Source organism: Flavobacterium columnare, assembly GCF_014844295.1.
GTDB lineage: Bacteria > Bacteroidota > Bacteroidia > Flavobacteriales > Flavobacteriaceae > Flavobacterium > Flavobacterium columnare.
The window spans coordinates 1567368-1588073 of sequence record NZ_CP054494.1; the positions used below are offsets into that span (position 1 = coordinate 1567368).

Annotated in this window: 16 protein-coding genes; 12 read left to right on the plus strand and 4 right to left on the minus strand. The window is 32.6% G+C overall.

Annotated features, from left to right (window positions below; translation table 11 throughout):
• Window positions 1-9: 9 nt before the first annotated feature.
• The 10 genes from HUE53_RS06880 (at window position 10) to thiL (ending at window position 13760) form a co-directional block, all read left to right on the plus strand.
• On the plus strand, window positions 10-2115 hold the full coding sequence (locus tag HUE53_RS06880; protein ID WP_014165944.1) for a type VI secretion system Vgr family protein: 2106 nt from the start codon (window positions 10-12) through the stop codon (window positions 2113-2115).
• A 6-nt stretch (window positions 2116-2121) separates the two neighbouring features.
• The gene (locus HUE53_RS06885) at window positions 2122-3465 is read left to right on the plus strand and encodes a hypothetical protein (protein ID WP_192188815.1); all 1344 of its coding nucleotides are present in this window, start codon (window positions 2122-2124) and stop codon (window positions 3463-3465) included.
• 18 nt (window positions 3466-3483) lie between these two features.
• Complete coding sequence (locus HUE53_RS06890; protein ID WP_225556189.1) at window positions 3484-7848, plus strand: DUF6531 domain-containing protein; 4365 nt, start codon at window positions 3484-3486, stop codon at window positions 7846-7848.
• Between the two features lie 8 nt (window positions 7849-7856).
• Window positions 7857-8792: a hypothetical protein gene (locus HUE53_RS06895; RefSeq protein WP_077225814.1), complete on the plus strand. Its 936-nt coding sequence runs from the start codon at window positions 7857-7859 to the stop codon at window positions 8790-8792.
• Window positions 8793-9166: 374 nt separating this feature from the next.
• A complete protein-coding gene (locus HUE53_RS14290) occupies window positions 9167-9874 on the plus strand; it encodes a DUF3990 domain-containing protein (RefSeq protein ID WP_225556206.1) in 708 nt (235 codons plus the stop codon).
• Window positions 9867-10241 (plus strand): hypothetical protein, encoded by a 375-nt coding sequence (locus tag HUE53_RS06910; RefSeq protein ID WP_060383638.1) that lies wholly within the window; start codon window positions 9867-9869, stop codon window positions 10239-10241. The genes HUE53_RS14290 and HUE53_RS06910 overlap by 8 nt, the downstream gene beginning before the upstream one ends.
• 437 nt (window positions 10242-10678) lie before the next feature.
• Complete coding sequence (locus tag HUE53_RS14465) at window positions 10679-11269, plus strand: RHS repeat-associated core domain-containing protein (protein WP_276529503.1); 591 nt, start codon at window positions 10679-10681, stop codon at window positions 11267-11269.
• A 14-nt stretch (window positions 11270-11283) separates the two neighbouring features.
• The gene (locus HUE53_RS06925; protein ID WP_065212885.1) at window positions 11284-11871 is read left to right on the plus strand and encodes a DUF6707 family protein; all 588 of its coding nucleotides are present in this window, start codon (window positions 11284-11286) and stop codon (window positions 11869-11871) included.
• Between the two features lie 320 nt (window positions 11872-12191).
• Window positions 12192-12404 carry an RHS repeat-associated core domain-containing protein gene (locus tag HUE53_RS14300; RefSeq protein ID WP_225556207.1) on the plus strand — a complete coding sequence of 71 codons (213 nt, stop codon included), beginning with the start codon at window positions 12192-12194 and terminating at the stop codon, window positions 12402-12404.
• A gap of 303 nt (window positions 12405-12707) precedes the next feature.
• Window positions 12708-13760, plus strand: a complete 1053-nt coding sequence (gene thiL / locus HUE53_RS06935; protein WP_014165936.1) for a thiamine-phosphate kinase — start codon at window positions 12708-12710, stop codon at window positions 13758-13760.
• Window positions 13761-14096: 336 nt separating this feature from the next.
• Here the strand turns inward: thiL and HUE53_RS06940 are convergent, their stop codons facing one another.
• Together HUE53_RS06940 and HUE53_RS06945 are read right to left on the minus strand one after the other, a co-directional pair.
• The gene (locus HUE53_RS06940) at window positions 14097-15641 is read right to left on the minus strand and encodes a glycine--tRNA ligase (RefSeq protein WP_014165935.1); all 1545 of its coding nucleotides are present in this window, start codon (window positions 15639-15641) and stop codon (window positions 14097-14099) included.
• A gap of 365 nt (window positions 15642-16006) precedes the next feature.
• Entirely contained in the window at window positions 16007-16276 is a 270-nt protein-coding gene (locus HUE53_RS06945; protein WP_014165934.1) for a hypothetical protein, read from the minus strand.
• Between the two features lie 68 nt (window positions 16277-16344).
• On the opposite strand from HUE53_RS06945, the gene HUE53_RS06950 reads away from it, so the two are divergent.
• Both HUE53_RS06950 and HUE53_RS06955 read left to right on the plus strand, forming a co-directional pair.
• A complete protein-coding gene (locus HUE53_RS06950; RefSeq protein WP_041253462.1) occupies window positions 16345-17028 on the plus strand; it encodes a ComF family protein in 684 nt (227 codons plus the stop codon).
• An 87-nt stretch (window positions 17029-17115) separates the two neighbouring features.
• Window positions 17116-18720, plus strand: coding sequence for an Ig-like domain-containing protein (locus HUE53_RS06955; RefSeq protein ID WP_148265445.1), 1605 nt, complete (start codon window positions 17116-17118; stop codon window positions 18718-18720).
• Window positions 18721-19131: 411 nt separating this feature from the next.
• Here the strand turns inward: HUE53_RS06955 and HUE53_RS06960 are convergent, their stop codons facing one another.
• On the minus strand, window positions 19132-19608 hold the full coding sequence (locus HUE53_RS06960) for a M15 family metallopeptidase (RefSeq protein ID WP_192188816.1): 477 nt from the start codon (window positions 19606-19608) through the stop codon (window positions 19132-19134).
• 752 nt (window positions 19609-20360) lie between these two features.
• Window positions 20361-20702: a hypothetical protein gene (locus HUE53_RS06965; RefSeq protein WP_065212878.1), complete on the minus strand. Its 342-nt coding sequence runs from the start codon at window positions 20700-20702 to the stop codon at window positions 20361-20363.
• Between the last annotated feature and the right edge of the window lie 4 nt (window positions 20703-20706).

A 20706-nucleotide genomic window follows, 5' to 3' on the forward strand; every position in this document is an offset into this window, starting at 1 on the left:
ACTAAGGATATGCCGCTTAAAGATACAGATTCAAAAAATCCGATAAAAAATGGATTAGACGGAGTTAAAACACAACTTGTTGAACAACTAAAACAAGAATCCATAAAAACCATCGAAACAGAAGCAACTCAAAAAGCTTCTGAGCAATTATCCAGCCCCGCATTTAACCAATTAGTAGCCAACAAAGACACTATTAAAAACGCAGGGCACTATTTAAACAATCAAAAAACAGAGGAAATGGGAAGTTTTGAGAATCCCCAAAAAAACGATGGGTTAATAGGAAGATTAAACCATCCTGATGACCTTAAAAAACATTTTTCAAAAAAAACATTTCATGATTTTTTAAACGACAAAGACAGTCCTTTAGTTTATTGCACCCTTCGTATAGATGGCAAAGATTTTTTAGCAAAAAATACATATACAGTTGATTTAAAACAATTTACCAACGAACATGATATCTTTACAATCATTACACCCGACGACTCTCTAGACAGTTTCGAAGGCTACGTAATGGAAAATTCTAAAAACATATTAGGAAAAAAAATAAGTATTAATTTCCATCGTTTTGGTAGCATTACACAAACTTTTACCGGAATAATAGCCAATATTCGTAATAAAAAAGACGAAGGAGGTGGGTATGGAAAACTCTACATCACAGGGCATTCTCCTAGCATACTATTAGAAAATGGCAAAGATTGCCAAAGCTATGAAAATAAAAAACTAGACGAAATCATTAAACAAGCCCTAGCGGAGTACAACGGAGAAGTAGCAATATCTACTAAAAACATCAATACAGATTACACCATTCCGTATTGTGTACAATACAAAGAATCAGACTACCAGTTCATTAAAAGATTAGCCCACAGATATGGCGAATACTTTTATTACGACGGCCAAAGTCTAATTTTTGGAAACGAAATCAAAGACACCATAGAATTAGGTGAAAACATAGATTTAATAGACATAGAATTTGAAATGATGATCAAACCTCAACTTTTCAAATATTTATCATACGACAGTATTTCAGCCGAAGTAAAAGAAAAAGATTCAGACGCTGTAAAAAACAACGTTCAACGAAAAACAAACCCCTTTCAACAAGCAGCAATAGAAGCCTCTGAAAAAGTATTCCGAAAAAAATCTGAAATGCTTTTTAATGCCACCTCACAACAAACCGTAGAAAAAGATCTAAAAGAAATGGCACGTCGTCAGAAAGAAAGTCGTGAACACACTATGCAAGTAAGAGGAAGAAGCCGTGATCCCAAACTAAGAATAGGAGGTAAAGCCAAAATATCCGACATCAATGCCAAAGCCATGGAAACCTACCGCATCATTGAAATCTATCATTACCATGATGGCAGTGAATATTACAACGAATTTGTAGGCATACCTGATATCTTTATTTCACCATTCTTTGATGAAGACGCTTTTCCTACCTGCGAAGAACAATCAGCCATTGTCATGCAAAATGACAACCCACAAGGAATGATAAAGGTCCAATTTCCTTGGCAAAAGAAAAAAGGATTAACCACTCCTTGGTTAAGAGTCGTAACCCCTTATGCAGGAAAGGGAAAAGGAATGCACATTATTCCTGAAGTAGGAGAAGAAGTAATTGTAGGATTTGACAATGGCAATGCCGAAAGACCCTTTGTATTTGGAGCCATGTTTAATGGCAAAGCTAGCGCAGGCAAAGGCGGATCAGGCAACTACATCAAAGGTTTGCAAACAGCCAGCGGAAACAAATTACACATGGACGATAATGCGGGAAGTGTACACCTTACCGATAAAGGCAGTGTTGATTTAAAATTTGACGGAGCAGGAAATGCCACTGTTAATGCCAATGAAAGCATTACATTTACTTGTGGAGGAGCAGAAATTAAAATGACAAAAGACGGTACAATTGTAATTAGCGGCGATGTAAAAGTAAAAATAGAAACAAAAGAAGCAGAAATAACAGGTACCACCTCTGTAAAAACCAACAGCGAATCCCTTATTGAAGAAAAAGCACCTAAAATAGGAATAAACGGAGAAACAGAAGTAGCTATAGAATCTACAACCGTTAACGTAAATGGCTCTGCCATGACCAATGTAAAAGGAGGAATTGTAAACCTTAACTAACCTAATATGCAAAGCAACGAACACAACCCTATTGCCGTTCGCATAAGTAAAATAGCCAAGCTTTGGACTAATGCCAGAAAAAACAAACCCAAAGCTAGGTTGTTTCAACTAGTATGCTACCAAGAAGACTTTATTTTAGTTAATGGATTTATTCAAATAGAAGCATCAGAACATGGCAAAAGTCCTGATTCTTTCCTTCTTTTTTCCATTGATTTTGAAAACGAAAATCAGTACATTTATGATTTTACAAACGAATGGATAACCTCTTTTGATAGAGATTTACAAAGTTATCCTCATTGGAATTGGATAGAATTTGAAGAATTAAAAAAAGAATTTTATACAATATCTCATAAAAATTCAAATGAACTGAAAGATCTTTTTATTCGACTACTTGTAAGTTTTAAAAAATTTGAATCCAAAAAAGAGAATCTAATCATTATAAGTCTGGTTCCTAAAAAAGTATCTAATTATGAAAATTATCATCTTTTTATAAAACAACTCCTTTCACCCATCCTTAAGGATTACGGAATACTTTTGATTGATTTCAAAGGAAAAGAAAAACATACAAAACTTGTAGATAATCTTGACACCCTGGCTGTCACAATAGACGTTCCCGATCAAAATATGGCAAGTTCTTATAAAGAATTAGCCACGCAAGGAAATCCCAACGATCCACAAGTTAAATTCAGAAAGTATCTTTTTGAAATAGGCGAAAGCGCATCTAAAAATGACAAAGAACAAGTACATTATTGGGGAAAACAAATGCTTACCCTAACACAATCTACAGGAGACCCTTCTTTTTGGGCATCTGCCCATTTGATTTACGCTGGTTTTTTATTTCAATTCAAAGATGATGCTAAAACCTTACGTTTACTAGACAAAGGTATTCTAATAGCAGAAGCAAACTATCAAAAAAAACCTGAATTAGCAGGCACACTCATACAACTCTATTCCTACAAAGCTTCTTATTACAGTATGACAGGAAAAAAAGAGGAAGCTATACAAAACTTTATCAAACAAGCTCAAATAGCCGAAAACGTTGAAATGATAGAACAGATGATTTTAGCCAATATTTATGCACTACTACTCATTAAAAATGACAGTAATCATTTATACCAAAAAATCATCAAAAATAGTTTTGAAAAAGGATACCACCTGTCGGACGAATTATTAAAGGTTATCAATTTTGCATTTATCACAGAAAAATACCTTTGTATAAATAGTACAAATATTACAACATCTGAAAAACATCAGATAGAAGAAAGAATGCAATCCATTTACGGTAAAGAGTGGAGAGAATATGCCAAAAAAATATCCTCATCTACCCAACCAGTCTATGAAAACACTTAAAAAAAACACATTTCAAGTATGTTATTAGCAGATAATCACTTTACACCCGTAATAGGTATAGATATTCATTTTACAACGCTGCCTCCTTTCAATCCCTTTCACCCCTATATAGGTATTGTTATAGATCCAGCAGACTACATTCCTTTTGTAGGAGCTACCGTACATGTTAATGGTATGAAAAGAGGTGTTTCTGACACCAGTGGTATTATTATACCCTTAGTACATATCCCTCTCTTTACGCCTCCTTGGTTGATGACCCCCATTATTGGACATGAAAGTATGAACTTTTTTTCATCACAAAATGTATATGCAGACGGAACCCGATTAAGCCCCAAAGGGTATTCCGTAATGACCTGTAATGATATAGGAATTCCTCTTTCCCTTAGTTTAGGAAAAACTAAAATTGGCAAAAAGATGATTCCTTTTGCGCCTACCCTATTTGCCCCAACCTCTTTTTCTATACCTATTCCTACAGGACCCCCTGTGATGGTGGGGGGACCTTATGTACCTGACTGGGGAGGAGCCTTAACAGGACTCCTATCCAGTATAGGTTTTAGTACCCTAATGAAATACGGGAAAAAAGCATTCAATCATTTACTAAAAAATTCCGTTGGTCCCAACTCGCTTAGCAAACTACTTTGTAAAGCAGGATTTGAGCCTATTAATCTTATCAACGGAGCTGTTTTTTATGAAGGAACCGATTTTGAAATCCCATCGCCTCAACCCATAAAATGGGAAAGACAATGGTATTCAGACTCCGCCTTTAAAGGCTGGTTAGGACATGGGGTACATTGTAATTACGACCGTTGCGTAGAATTATTTCCAGAAGAAGAAGCCCTAGGATTACGATTAGAAGATGGCAGAATTGTTGCTTTTCCCCTACTAGAAATAGGTGATGATTTTTATCTTAGACAAGAAAAAATCACCGTTACCCGTTATTCCAACCATTACCAAGCTTTTGATCATACCTCTTTTACCACCTATATTTTTGATCATTATAACGGTTATAACCAATACCGTATGACCCAAATTATAGACAAAGCAGGACTTACAACCCGACTTTATCTAAACGGAGACCATCTTCTAATGATAGAAGACTGTGCGGGTAGAAAAATAAAAGCCTATACCAATAGCATAGGACTCATTACACAACTCTCCCTCATTCATCAAAAAGGAGAAGACCTACTAATATCCTATTCCTACGACCAAGATCACAACATGATTCGTATTACAGATGCTTTGCAAAAAAGCACCCATATAAAATACCAAAATCATCTCATGATCGAAAAAACCGACCGAAACGGGCAGACTTTCTATTGGGAATACGACGGTACCAAAACAGGTGCAAAATGTACCCACACTTGGGGCGATGGCGGTTGGCAAGAAGGCTGGATAGAGTATTTTCCTGAAAAAGGATACAACCTTGTTAGAGATGCTAACCAAGCCGTAACCACCTACTACTACGAACCTAATCAGCTCGTAACCCAAGTTACAGATCCTCTTGGAAACAGCCATTTTACCGAATATACCGAGTATATGGAAATCTATCGTCAGATAGACCCAGAAGGCCACATGACCGGATATACCTATGATGAATTTGGAAACAAAACCTCTATAGTATATCCTGATGCCAGCGTAGCCCAATATATTTACGACAAAGAACAACGCCTATCTATTGTAATAGATCCCGAAGGCAATCAAACCACCTATACCTACAAAAAAAATCAAAAATACCTCCTTAACAGTATTATAGAACCCGATAACGGCATTACCCAACTTGATTATAACCCAAAAGGACTCATTAGCGAAATAAGCAAAGAAGGCAACCGATCTAAACTAGAATACGACGCCCAACACAACCTTATTTCCTTTACCGATCATGAAGGAAATGCTACCCTATGGGACTACAATTACCGTGGAGAAGTCATTAGCGTACAAAGCCCAGGAAGCAATCCACAAACCTTTGGATACGACATCTTAGGTAGAATTACCTCCATAAAAGGAGCCGACCACAACGTTACAACACTCGTATACAACGCCTACGATGAAGTAATAGAAGCACAAGACCAACATCATACCATAAAGTTTGATTATACCCCCCTAGGAAGTCTTAAAATGCGTGAGGAAAACAAAACCAAAGTTTTTTTTGACTACGACAAAATGGAACAATTGGTAAGCATTACCAACGAACACAACGAAAAATACCGTTTTACAAGAAACAAAGCAGGACACATTACCCAAGAAGAAGGATTTGATGCCCTAACCAGAAGATACCAGCGCAACGCAAACGGATGGGTAATCCGAACCCAAAGACCCGAAAACCGATGGTCTGAATACCAGTACGATGCCCTAGGACGCATTGTACGAGCCCACCATAACGACGGAACTTGGGAAAGTTTTGCGTATAACAAGCTAGGCCAACTCTTACATGCCAAAAACCAAGATGTCAGCATTCTTTTAGAACGAGACAAAATGGGACGCGTTATAAAAGAAACCCAAACCAGTGACTTCAAGGGCGATCAAGGATTTACAATCATTTCTGAATACGACCGCAACGGAAACCGCATCAAGATGACCTCCTCCCTAGGAGCCCAAGTACAAAACACCTATAACCCAAAAGGTCTTTTAGAAAAAATTACAGCCCAAACAACCGCTCTAAAAGAAGCCCAAAAACAAGCCTGGGAAACCCAGCTCAAACACAATGCCCTAGGACAAGAAATAGAACGAAGCATTACAGGAGGGCTTACCCTAAGTATGCAGTATGATGCCGCAGGAAGACCCATTGCCCAAAAAGTACACCGAGGACATAAAGACACCTATCATCGTACCTATACCTGGAACGCCAACCACCGATTGCAACAAACCATAAACGCCCTTACAGGAGGACAAGTACAATATGTATACGATCGTTTTGGCAACCTTGCCTCCGCCCAATACGAAGACGGAAGCTACGACTACAAACTACCCGATGAAGTAGGCAACCTTTACAAAACCAAAGAACAAAAAGACCGCGTATATGGCAAAGGAGGCAAACTCCTAAAAGACCTAGACTGGCACTACCTATACGATGCCGAAGGAAACCTGCGCCTAAAAAGCAAACGCAACGTAGCACAAGCACAAATACAAAAACGTCAAGAGGAAAAAGAAAAAGAAAAACCAGCCCGATTTTCTTTCTTTATAGAAGAAATTTCAGACACCAAACCCAAACGAGGAGAACTAGCCTACTACTTACAAACAGACCGTATTTATACAAAAGAAGAAAAACAAGAATACACCCGATTAAAAGAAAAACAAGAACTAGAAGAAAGAAACAACCAACAATGGCAACGAGGCGATTGGGAATACAACTGGTATGGCAACGGGATGCTAAAAAGTGTAAAAAAACCCGATGGCACCCTTGTAACCATGGAATATGACGCTTTAGGAAGAAGAATAAAAAAGATTTGTAATGAAAAAACAAATCGTTATCTTTGGGATGGAAACGTTCTTTTACATGAGTGGGATTACCAAAAAGGAGAAGAACATGAAACTTCTGTTAATAATCTAGGAGAAGTTTTTTTAAGTCAAAAAGAAAAGGTTAATAATCTAGTTACGTGGGTATATGATACGAATAATTACAACCCAAGCGCAAAGATTTTAGGAGAGGAAGTTTATAGCATCATAAATGATTATTTAGGAACTCCTGTACAAGCTTATAATAGTAACGGAAAATTAATTTGGGAAAGAGAACTTGATATTTACGGAAAGACACGTAAAATAGAAGGAGATCAAAACTTGATTCCGTTCTTATATCAAGGACAATATTATGATCACGATATTGAGTTAGCATATAACCGATTTAGGTATTATAATCCAGAAACAGGAACTTACATAAGTCAAGATCCTGTGTCGGTTTTAGGTGGATTTCGTTTATATTCTTATGTTCATGACTTAAATACTTTTGTTGATGTTTTAGGTTTAATGCCTTTAAGTAATCCTATTCATCAAGGACACCACATGGTTCCTCATCAAGCCGCAACTGACCTAGCTGTAAAACCTTTTAATAGCCAAACAGGTGTTCCTAGTATGTATTTCGATGACACGCAATTTACGGGGAGCGAACATAGTGCTATGCATGGTTATAATGGTATTGGAACAAATACTAAACCACTTGTGAAAGCAGATCAAATTAAAGCAAAAGGATTAACAAACGATCAATGGTTAAAAAGCTTAGAAAATCATTATAATAATCCTGCCTTAGCAAACGTTAAAGGAGATCTACATATAATAGCTGCAGACGGAACAAAAGGAGACTTAATAAAGAAAAATGTCTCTCCTTCTGAAGCTTGGGATTTAGTGAAAAAATGGGCTAAAGATCAAGGGGTTGAAATAAAATGTAATTAAATTTATAAATGGAAAATACAAAAACTATAGCTTTTAGAACTCATAATTCAACAATAAAAGTAAAAATTAATAATATTGAATATCTCATTGAAACAGAATTAGATAATCTTTCAAATTACAATATTAAGTTAATTTTTAACTTAAATGATCAGATTTTTTTTTATGATGAAAAAATATTTGGTGAGAAAAAAATAGAAAAAAGGCATTTATTTAGGGGGGCTATTAATAATTTATCTATTTTAGATTACAGTCAGGATAGCTTAGTCCAATTTCATGAAAATGTAAACGTTGATTATAGTGTATATGTAGATTATCCTATAAATCAATATGAAATTTTAAACGCAATACCACTTCCGACAAATATTCTAACTATTGTTTTGAATTTTAATAAAACTCAAAGCAATCAAAATTCTTTAAATCATAACGTATACAAATATTTCGATGCGTTTAGTCATTTAGGTTTTTGTTTAGTTGATTTAGAAAAAATGAAAACCATTATTGATGAAAACTATAGTCATAGAAAACTAGATTTAATTCATGAATTTACAAATACTGATTTAATTGAAAAATTATTTGCTGAAGGAATAATAATAATAACTTGGGGTATTAATCCTTTTTCTTATCCTATTTATAGTATTGAAAACAAAAATATTATAGCTAATGATTTTGGAATGACCTATGATGATAATAAAGGGGTTTATAATATAAAGGAAGAAATTGAAGATTTATCTATTATCCCTGGCAATTTATTAAAAAATTGGGAGGATATCTGTTCAAAACAGTGGGAAAAAATTCCGTTGTATGGTAAAGGCCAAAAAGTAATTTTAGAACCAAGAAAACTTATTGATTTAAATGATGATATTATTATTTCTTCTTTTTTATTATACAGAACAGATGATGAAATTAATGAAAATGTTTTGTTAAATATTGATTTATTATATTAATGGTCATGATCTTTTAAAAAAATCTTTCCTTATAAAGAGAGTTATGAAATAATAAATTAAAAATACCAAACAACGAACAGTTTTTTAGTCTGTTCGTTGTTTCATCTTTTTAGGATGGAAACGTTCTTTTACACCAGTGGACATATCTAAAAGGGCAAGAGGCAGAAACTTCTGTTAACGATCTAGGAGAAGTTTATCTAAGTCAAAAAGAAAGCGTAGAGGATTTAGTTACTTGGATTTACCAAGAAAATAGCTTTGTACCTAGTGCTAAAATACAAGGAGAAGAGCAATTTAGTATAATTTCTGATTATATAGGCAGACCCCTACAATGTTATAACGAAAAGGGCTCTTTAATATGGAGCACAGACTATGATATTTATGGAGGTTTACGCAATTTTAGCTCGCCTATTAATCTAACCCCAGACTTTATTCCTTTTAGACAACTCGGACAGTATGAAGACCCCGAATTAGAAGGTCTTTATTACAACAGGTTTCGATATTACGATTGTACTATTGGAAATTATATCTCTCAAGATCCTCTACGTTATAATGGAAATGTCTCTAAATTTTATATTTTTGTTAAAGACTGCAATGTATTTGTAGATTTATTTGGTCTAATTGAATTATTCCATGGAACGAGTAAAGCAGGTGCTGAATCAATAAGGGTCAATGGGATAGATTTATCAAAAAATAGGCCTAATTTAGACTTTAATTCATCAGGCAAAGGAGCTTTATATACCAGCTCATCTTTAGAAGAAACTTTAAAATATAACGCACGATTAGAAAAAATGGGAAGAGGAGTGACAGATATTGTGAAATTTGATATTCCTGATGATCAACTAACTAATTTAAAAATTAAAACCTTTGATACACCAAATGATGAATGGGCAGATTTTGTAACAAAAGCTCGAAAAGGAGATTTAATACATGATTATGATATGGTGATAGGTCCTAAATTAGCAAATCCTGACAAAGTGCTAAGGGGGTTAGAAGCTCCAAGAGCACTAAAAGAAACACAAATAACTATTAATAGTGATACTGCATCAAAATTATTTTCGAAATTCATAAAATGTAATGATTAATATGTTAAAGGAGTTTATATTTATTGATGAAACAGATAATGATAGAAAGAAAATCTTTAACAGAGAACTGTATAAAGAATATATCATATCGATAATCACCGATTTTTTTCATTCATCTTTTTCTGAAAACAAAACATATCTAAAGTTCTGTAATTTTTTACAAGATATTGAAGATTATGGAGATGTCTATTTCTTAATTAGTGAACCAAGTTATCATTGGGCTATAAGTATTAAGTATGACACTTTTGAAACTACAGAATATGAAAAAGAAATAGTTACTAATGATTTTTTAAACAATTTCATAGAATTTGATAAATTCTTTTTTAAAGATAAACTTACCCAAGATTATTTAGTTACAATTGATTAATAAAAAAGAGGCTAATATGTACTCTCTCCAAATAGTATCTAACTTTTTTTGAGCAGTGCTACTCCTACGATCTTTTTATAAAAAAGAGTCCCTTATAAAGAGAGTTATGAAATAATAAATTAAAAATACCAAACAACGAACAGGCTAAAAAACTGTTCGTTGTTTCCTCTTTTTAGGATGGAAACGTTCTTTTACATGAGTGGGATTACCAAAAAGGAGAAGAACATGAAACTTCTGTTAATAATCTAGGAGAAGTTTTTTTAAGTCAAAAAGAAAAGGTTAATAATCTAGTTACGTGGGTATATGATACGAATAATTACAACCCAAGCGCAAAGATTTTAGGAGAGGAAGTTTATAGCATCATAAATGATTATTTAGGAACTCCTGTACAAGCTTATAATAGTAACGGAAAATTAATTTGGGAAAGAGAACTTGATATTTACGGAAAGACACGTAAAATAGAAGGAGATCAAAACTTGATTCCGTTCTTATATCAAGGACAATATTATGATCACGATATTGAGTTAGCATATAACCGATTTAGGTATTATAATCCCGAAACAGGGTTGTATTTAAGTCAAGATCCAATAAGGTTATTAGGTGGTAATCCTAATCTTTATGCTTACGTAAAAAACACAAACGCATGGATTGACATTTTCGGATTAGATTGTAAAGTTAAGGTTACAGCTGGGGACGGTGTAACACATGATATAGTTGCAACAATCAAAAAAAGTGATTTTCCTGAAACAGCACAACATATAGAAGACGCAATAAAAAAAGGTCACCCTGATATTGTAACTATTGAAAGAATTAATGCAGCAGCAAATAGAAAAGCATCACTGAAGAACATTCCAACAAAAACAGGTTTTGATAGAGATGAGTGGCCTATGGCAATGTTTAAAGAAGGTGGATCTGGAGCAAGTGTACGTTATATCAATCCATCTGATAACAGGGGAGCTGGTTCAGCAATCGGAAGTGCATTAAGTGATTATGACCCTGGGGTCTTAGTAAAAATAGTCATAATTTAAATTATTTTACATACATGAAAGATTTATTAGAAAAGATAAAAGAAAAAACTTTAAAAATAGAGGGCTTCAGCATAAATGAAGATATTGACATTATTAATAATAGTAATAATGAATCTGAAATTCAACAGCAATTAAATAATATTTTATATAAACTATATTTAATTAACTTAAAAGATGATATTCTAAGTTTTCAGAATTATTTTTTAACATATGAATTAACTAGCGATAAAAATATTTGGACTTGGATTGAATCATCATTATCCTTATTAGTAAGAATTAATAAGGAAAAAGAAGATATTGAGAATTTAGAAAGATGTTTAAATAAAATAAAATCTGCCTTTAATATTGGTAAAAATGAAATGATAATTGAAGTAAATACAAACGCTAGAAAAAGAAGACAAAATGGTTTTCTGTTAAAGAATGACAAAATATCTGAAGCTATATCTGAAGCTGATAATGAATTAGAAAAAGAATATAGATTATCTCATATTAAAGAGTTGTTTTTTATTGATGCTATTGGCAATGGTGATACAATAACAAAAGAATTTATTGATAGTGAAATAGCTAATAATATTCATTTTTTCTCTTCTCTAAATAAGTGATTTTAAAGAAATAAAACAACGAACAGGCTAAAAAACTGTTCGTTGTTTCATCTTTTTAGGATGGGAACGTTCTTTTACACCAGTGGACATATCTAAAAGGGCAGGAGGCAGAAACTTCTGTTAACGATCTAGGAGAAGTTTATCTAAGTCAAAAAGAAACCGTAGAGGATTTAGTTACTTGGATTTACCAAGAAAACAGCTTTGTACCTAGTGCTAAAATACAAGGAGAAGAACAATTTAGTATAATTTCTGATTATATAGGCAGACCCCTACAATGTTATAACGAAAAGGGCTCTTTAGTATGGAGCACAGACTATAATATTTACGGAGGTTTACGCAATTTTAGCTCGCCTATTAATCTAACCCCAGACTTTATTCCTTTTAGACAACTCGGACAGTATGAAGACCCCGAATTAGAAGGTCTTTATTACAACAGGTTTCGATATTACGATTGTACTATTGGAAATTATATCTCTCAAGATCCTATTGGACTGGCAGGAAATAACCCGCTGCTACTTCTACGATCTTTTTAGAAAAAAGTGTCCCTTACAAGGGAAGTATTTGATAATAAGAATATTACAAAAAAGTGATTTTTAAACGATAGAAATTATAAAAGAAAATTAACTTCAATTTACTTTAGATTGTAGTTGATTTTCTTTTTTTGTTACTCCATACATTTTTTGCAGCTTGTCTCGTCCTAAAAAAGTTCACATATTTATACTTAATCCTAAAATAGATTTACAACTTTTTATTTATAATAAATTTTTAATGTGTAATTTGGGATTATATAGGGTTTCACTTTTAGTTTGTACCTTTGTTTTGTAAATTAAAAAATTATGATTGAAGATAAAATGTCTCCAAGAACAAGTGTAGGTCAATTAGGGGAATTTGGATTAATAGAACATTTAACCAAGCATTTTAAAATTACCAATGCTTCTACTTTAAAAGGAATTGGAGATGATGCGGCGGTATTGAATTTTGGTTCTAAACAAACAGTAGTTTCAACGGATTTATTAATTGAAGGCGTTCATTTTGATTTGGCCTATATGCCTTTAAAGCATCTTGGCTATAAGTCAGTAGTAGTCAATTTATCTGACATTTATGCTATGAATGCAAAAGCAACTCAAATTACAGTATCTATTGCTATATCCAATCGTTTTAGTTTGGAAGCACTAGAAGAGTTATATGCAGGCATTTCTTTAGCAGCTAAACAATATGGAGTAGACGTAATAGGGGGCGATACCACTTCTTCTCAAAAAGGCTTAATCCTATCTATTACCGCGCTAGGGGAGGCAGAAGAAAAAGATATTGTGTATAGAAATGGTGCAAAACCAAATGATTTGTTAGTTGTATCGGGCGATTTAGGGGCTGCTTACATGGGGTTGCAAGTGCTTGAAAGAGAAAAACAGGTTTTTTTAGTTAACCCTAATAATCAACCGGATTTAGATCAATACGCTTACTTGGTTGAACGCCAATTAAAACCAGAGGCCAGAAAAGATGTTCCTGAAATTTTAAAAGCATTAGGAATACGCCCTACTTCTATGATTGATATTTCAGATGGCTTATCTTCTGAAATCCTACATTTATGCAAACAATCCCAAGTAGGCTGTAATCTGTATGAAGAAAAACTACCATTGGACCCTCAGTTTATTAACGTATGCGAAGAATTTAATATAGATAGTACTACAATAGCATTAAATGGTGGCGAAGATTATGAGTTGTTATTTACCATTAAAATGGATGATTACGATAAATTAAAAGGAAATCCCAATTTTACTATCATAGGTCATATAGCACCTGATGAAGAAGGCATACATCTAGTTACTCGTGCCAATACAAAAATTGAATTAAAAGCGAGGGGCTGGAATGCTTTAACTGAGGATAAATAAATTATTTTTAAATCATAAAGCAAGACTAAAGTATAAAAAAAGCTTTTTTTTATTTATTCTATGTCTTTTAAACCTGATTACGCCTAAAAAAACATTATAGATAAAAATGCCTTGTTGATTTTGCAAGGTTTTTTATTTTATAAAATAAAAGAGGCTGTCCGAAAAGATGCAATCTTATGATTTCGACCAAAGGAAGGGTTGAGCAAATCGAACCAGCGAAACAAATCACATAACGTTGATACTCTGATATTTCCTATCGTCAAGATTGACAGATTAAATATTGTTTTATACCTTTTCAGACAGGCTCTTAAAATCTTTATGATTAAAAATAAAAACCTATTTCATTTTTAACAACCAATTACGAACTGAAACTTCACTATGAATAATAGCTCTTAAATCAGCAATTGCTACACGATCTTGTTGCATAGAGTCACGATGACGTATCGTAACCGTTTTATCCTCTAATGTTTGATGATCTACCGTAATACAAAACGGTGTACCAAGAGCATCTTGACGGCGGTAACGACGACCTACAGCATCTTTTTCATCATAAGCTACGTTAAAATCCCATTTTAAGTCTTCAATAATTTCTTTGGCTAACTCTGGCAAACCATCTCTTTTTATGAGTGGTAAAACCGCTGCTTTTGTAGGCGCAAGAACTGACGGCAAACGCAAAACTGTACGTGTAGAACCATCTTCTAAAGTTTCTTCTTGCAATGCTTTTGAAAAAACAGCTAAGAACATTCTATCTAAACCAACAGAGGTTTCTACTACGTAAGGCACATAACTTGCATTTTCCTCATTGTCAAAATATTGTAATTTTTTACCCGAATGTTGTTCGTGTGCTTTTAAATCAAAATCAGTACGTGAATGAATACCCTCTAATTCCTTAAATCCAAAAGGAAAATTAAATTCAATGTCACAAGCAGCATTAGCATAATGTGCTAATTTTTCATGGTCGTGGTAACGGTAGTTTTCAGCCCCCAAACCTAAAGACTTATGCCATTTTAAACGTGTTTGTTTCCAGTATTCGTACCATTTCATTTCCTCTCCTGGTTTTACAAAAAATTGCATTTCCATTTGTTCAAACTCACGCATACGAAAAATAAACTGACGTGCCACGATTTCATTACGAAAGGCTTTACCTGTTTGCGCAATACCAAAAGGCACCTTCATACGCCCTGTTTTTTGAACGTTTAAAAAGTTTACAAATATCCCTTGGGCTGTTTCTGGACGCAAATACAAATCCATTGCAGTATCTGCGGAAGCTCCTAATTTAGTTCCAAACATAAGGTTAAACTGGCGTACTTCAGTCCAATTTTTTGAACCGGATTCAGGGCAAGCAATACCCAATTCTTCTATCAACGCTTTAACATCAGCTAAATTTCCAGTATCTAAACCACGAGCCATACGTTCTAAGATTTCTTTTTTCTTAGAAAGATATTCAACGACTCTAGGATTAGTAGCTACAAACTGAGTTTCATCAAAAGCATCTCCAAAACGAGATTTGGCCTTTTCTATTTCTTTTTGTGCTTTTTGATTTAATTTTTCACAATAGTCTTCAATTAAAACGTCTGCACGATATCTTTTTTTAGAATCTTTATTATCAATCAACGGATCATTAAAAGCATCTACGTGACCCGAAGCTTTCCAAGTAGTAGGGTGCATAAAAATAGCAGCATCTATTCCTACAATATTTTCATGCATTTGCACCATTGATTTCCACCAATAGTCACGAATATTCTTTTTTAACTCTACCCCGTTTTGAGCATAATCATACACAGCGCTCAAACCATCATAAATTTCGCTTGACGGAAATATAAATCCGTATTCCTTTGCGTGCGAAATAACATTTTTAAATAAATCGTCTTGTTTTGCCATAGTATTGCAAAAATAAAAAAACGGATTTAAAAAATCCGTTTTCTCCCCTTATATAATCAACAATTTTAAAAAAGTTATTTAAGTATAACCCCCACTCCACCAATTAGATCAGTTATTTAGTTGGCATTGTGTTTATAATATCACTCAATATTTCTTCTCATTAAGTCATATTAGGGATATAAACTTATCTAACCTTTAGTAATCAATTTAATACATTCTTTTTGGTTTTTAAAAAAACACTTACTCTTACTTTATACTCTCAAGTTCTTTTAACTACAAAAGAGTTTCGTATTCTTAACTATTTTACAGCAAGAACTCTATTAAAACATCTTAAAAACCCCCAACTTAGTTAGTATCTATACCACCTAAGATGGTTTCTTTTTTACTTTTACTAGTTCATTTTCAAGCTGTACTTGTTTATCGACTAACTCTTTATTCTTTCTTACTTCTGCATCGAATCGAAATAATATTTCACTCAAATCATTAGTATAAGTCGTTCTATCTAAAACCTTTTCTTCCTGAAGTTTAAGATTTTCCTCTACAACTTGATAACATTTAACGCTTAATGAAACTGCTATTGAAAGCAGCGCTACAGAAACCATTTTATAGGCTGTTAATGAATCCGTTAACAACATTCTAATTTCAATTTGTTACTAATCAAATGTATTTTAATAATTTTATTACAGAAAAAAAAATCGACGAAATGCTAAAAAAACTGATTAATTTATTTTTCCCTGATTTATGTTTAGGATGTCAAAATTTATTAGTTAATAATGAACAAATAATATGCCTTGAATGCAGGCATGAACTCCCCCTAACCTATCAATGGACAAAAACCAATAATGAAGCATTTATTAAATTTTATGGAAGAATAAATATTGAACATGTTTCTTCTATGTTTTATTACCACAAAAAAGGAATAGGTCAACAACTCATTCATAATCTAAAATACAAAGGACGTACTGAAATAGGAAATTTACTAGGCAAATGGCATGCTCAACACCTCCAAAACCTTCCTGTTTTTAGTACTGTAAACTATATCATTCCAGTACCCTTACATCCTAAAAAGTTAAAAGAACGAGGATACAATCAGATTGACACCTATTGTGAAAGCTTATCGGAAGTATTAAAAATCCCAATTAACAAAAATCTTTTATTTAGACAAGAATATGGCATAAGTCAATCCAAAAAAAGATTGACCGAACGCAATAACGTTGAAAAAAACCGTTTTATCAGTAAACTCGAAACCCTTGATGAACCTATTCATTTTCTTTTAGTAGATGATGTTCTCACCACTGGAGCTACACTAGAAGCTTGCGCCAAGGCATTGCAACAATCTGATAAAATAAAAATCAGCATAGTAACTATGGCTTTTTCACAATCTTAAATAAATGTTGTTATTTTGTAGTTCTAATAAATTTAATACCTAGCCGTTATAGATACTTGTTGTCTAATGAGCATAAAATTGATCCTAATGAAAAATAAATCATTTATTTTATTATTATTCTTTGCTTTAACTCTTATGAATTGCGCCAAAAGAGGTTCAATAACAGGAGGCGATAAAGACATAACCCCTCCAAAGATGATAAGTAGTTACCCGAAAAATTTTTCAACTGATTTTAAAGAAAAAAGTATCCGAATTACTTTTGATGAATATATAAAAATAAATGATCTACAAAAAAACCTCATCATATCACCTCCTTTAAAAAACCAACCCAATATTCAACCTGTAGGAGGAGTTAGCAAACAGTTGACCATAAAATTTAATGAGGAATTAATCCCCAATGCAACTTATAGCTTTAATTTTGGCGAAAGCATTGCAGACAATAATGAAGGGAATAAATTGAAAAATTTTCAATATGTTTTTTCAACAGGAAAAAATTTAGATTCATTATCTATACAAGGTATTATAAAAGATGCTTATGAAAGAGCTACTCCAAATTTTGTAAATGTAATGTTGTATGAAGTAGATGAAAAATATAATGATTCTACTATTTACAAACAAACACCTCGTTATATTACCAATACATTAGATAGTACCGCTACCTTTAAAATTGAAAACATAAAAGCAGGAAAATATAAATTAATAGCTTTAAAAGAAAATGTTTCAAATTATAAATACGATCCTAAAAAAGATAAAATAGGCGTTTATAATCAAGTAATTAATATACCTGATAATTCAATATTTGAATTAGAATTATACAAAGAACAACCACCTTTTAAACCTAAAAGACCTACACAAGCTTCTGGCAATCGAATTTTATTAGGTTATGAAGGGAATAATATACAAAATATACAAATTAAAGCACAGTTAAAAGGCAACAAAATACCTGTGCGTGTTTCAAAAATTCAGGATAAAGATTCCTTACAAATATGGACTCCTTATATAAAGAATGATTCTATTCAGTTAGAATTATCTAAAGATAAATACCAAGAGCGTTATTCTGTAAAATTTAAAGAATATAAAAAAGATACTTTACATCTTGACTCTAAAACATCCTATTTGCATTTAAAAGAAAACTTTGCACTTAAATCATCAACCCCTATTGAAAAATGGGACATTAATAAAATTTTATTAACTAAAGGAAATAAAACACTTATTCCTTTTAAAGCAAAATACGAAGATTATACTCAAAAATTTGTATTGGATTTTGAAAAGGAAGAAAATGAAAAATATGATTTAAAACTATTACCAGGCGCAATAGAGGATTATATAGGAAATAAAAACAAAGATACTCTAAAGTTTAATTTTTCAACAAAGAAAGTGGAAGATTACGGAAATTTAAAAATACACTTTAAGAATAAAAAAAATACACCTCTTATTGTAGAACTTACGAACGAAAAAGGAAAGGTTTTCTATACGAAACCTGTGAGTGGTAATACTACGGATGTGGATTTCATTCTAATAAATCCTGAAAAATATTACATTCGAGTTATCTATGATCTTAACAACAATGGACAATGGGATGCCGGTTCTTTCTTAGAAAACAAACAACCCGAAGAGGTTTATCATTTTCCAACGATCCTTGACGTTCGAGCAAACTGGGATGTCAATCAGGAAATTGATTTAGGAAAATAATGTAGCTATATATATCCTTTTTATGTTTTCAAAAACGATCTGTTTTGGCTAGGAAGACTGTTCAGAAAGGAACATCTCAACTTTTTATCATCTGTTTAACCTTCAAGGGCAGTCACATTATCAACAATATGAGACTCCTTGGCGGTTAACTAGGATAAAACGATTAAAGAAAATCAAACAACAAGACATCCTTTTTAACCCCAGATTATGCATTAGGCTTTGTCATGAAGATAAAAAGAGCCAAGAAGGTAAAAATACGCGGAAATTTTTTACCGCAACTGATTTTTAGTACATTGAGAACAAAGATGGAGTCCTTTTTTAAATTCAAAATCATTTTTATCTGTAATACATTTTTTAATGTGTAATCTGGGCTAAACAACCTCTTCGTTCTATATTATAAAACAATAGGATTTAGAGTTTTACATAACCATGATCATCCAAAGGCCTTTTTTTTAATTCTTTCCAATCTGAAAAACCTCTTTTTTCAAAATGAGGTAAATCTTTAAATGTTTTCCAGTTACCTCCCCAATCCCATCCATGTTTAGCAAAAATTTTCACGCATTCATACCAATCTGCAACACCGTCATTGTCCCAATCTTTTACGGTGTCCCATGATGCAACTTTTCCATCAATAATCAAGCAAATATCTACTGCAAAACCGTAATTATGGATAGATTGCCCTCCTTTTGCATTGGTTACTTTTTTACCCGGTTTAGTTCTCCCTAAAGCATATAAATCCTCTTGTTCTTTAAATGTCCGTAGTCCTTGTGTAATTCTAACTTGCGCTCTTCCTGTTAATGATTGATTGCATTCGTTAATAATTTTTGTAACTTCGTCACGCACTAAGGGATGGAGTTTTTCAATTCGTTCTTTAGTTATTTTGTCCATTTTCTTCTATTTACAATTAAATTCTAAATATAAAGGAAAACAATCTAAAAAGCAAATTTTAAAAGAAAAAAATCTAAATTAATTAGAAAAAAATCAATCAATATTAGAAAAATATCCAATCAACATCCTTTTTATGAACACCGCTTTTTTCTACATACACTAAGATTTTCTTAGGAGGCAAACAAAATAACATTGGATTAAATATATAATTTAATCTTTTTAATATTAAAAACAATCTTGGAATTGTATTAAACAAACACCTAACATCTACCTCTTAAAACCTCCTGTTTTATAGTGTTTTACAAGACAATCCGATTATAAAGAGTAATTTTTCACTTCTACTTTATGTGTACAGACTTCGGAGAAGTATCTTTTTAAACGTACAATCTTTGTGAGGATTGTATCTCTTTTTCTATCACTCTTGACCATCTTAGTTCTGTATTTGCTAAATTAAATGCTGTCCAATGTTTTAAATCTCTAGTTAGTTTAGGTTTTAGTTTCCATAAATCATCTAGAGCTTATATTAATTTACTTCCAGTTGCTCCCCAAACATCCCTTAAAGTTTCTCGAACTTCCTTAGCTGTTCCACTCGCAATTTCTTCTCCTTTATAAATTACAGCATATCCTTTTATTTTTCCATCAAAACCAATTCCTTTTATAAATGTGGCATTGGCTTGTTGTAAACGAGTGATTTAGATTCTTTAAATAAAAAAACTGCAATATAAAAATTGCAGTTTTTAAAAATATCTAAATTACTTATAATCAAACCTATCTTCATCTGGATACCAATAACGATCTAAACTTTTACCTATAGTTCCGTTTTCATAATCTTTTATATAATTTTCTATTGTGCATGATGTACCAAAACTAACAACTCTTCCTGTTTTTTTTTCAACTAAAAATGGAGCGTTACCACCTAGAGCATATTTAAGATCCTCTGACAAAATAAATTTTTTAGAATTAAAAAAATATATATTTCCATATGATTTTTTTATTATGTCACTATACAGCACAAGTTCTAAATTGTTACTGTCTCTACTTAATCTATTTAAAAACTTATTTGCTATTTCTAACATTTCTGTATCTGTTAACATATCA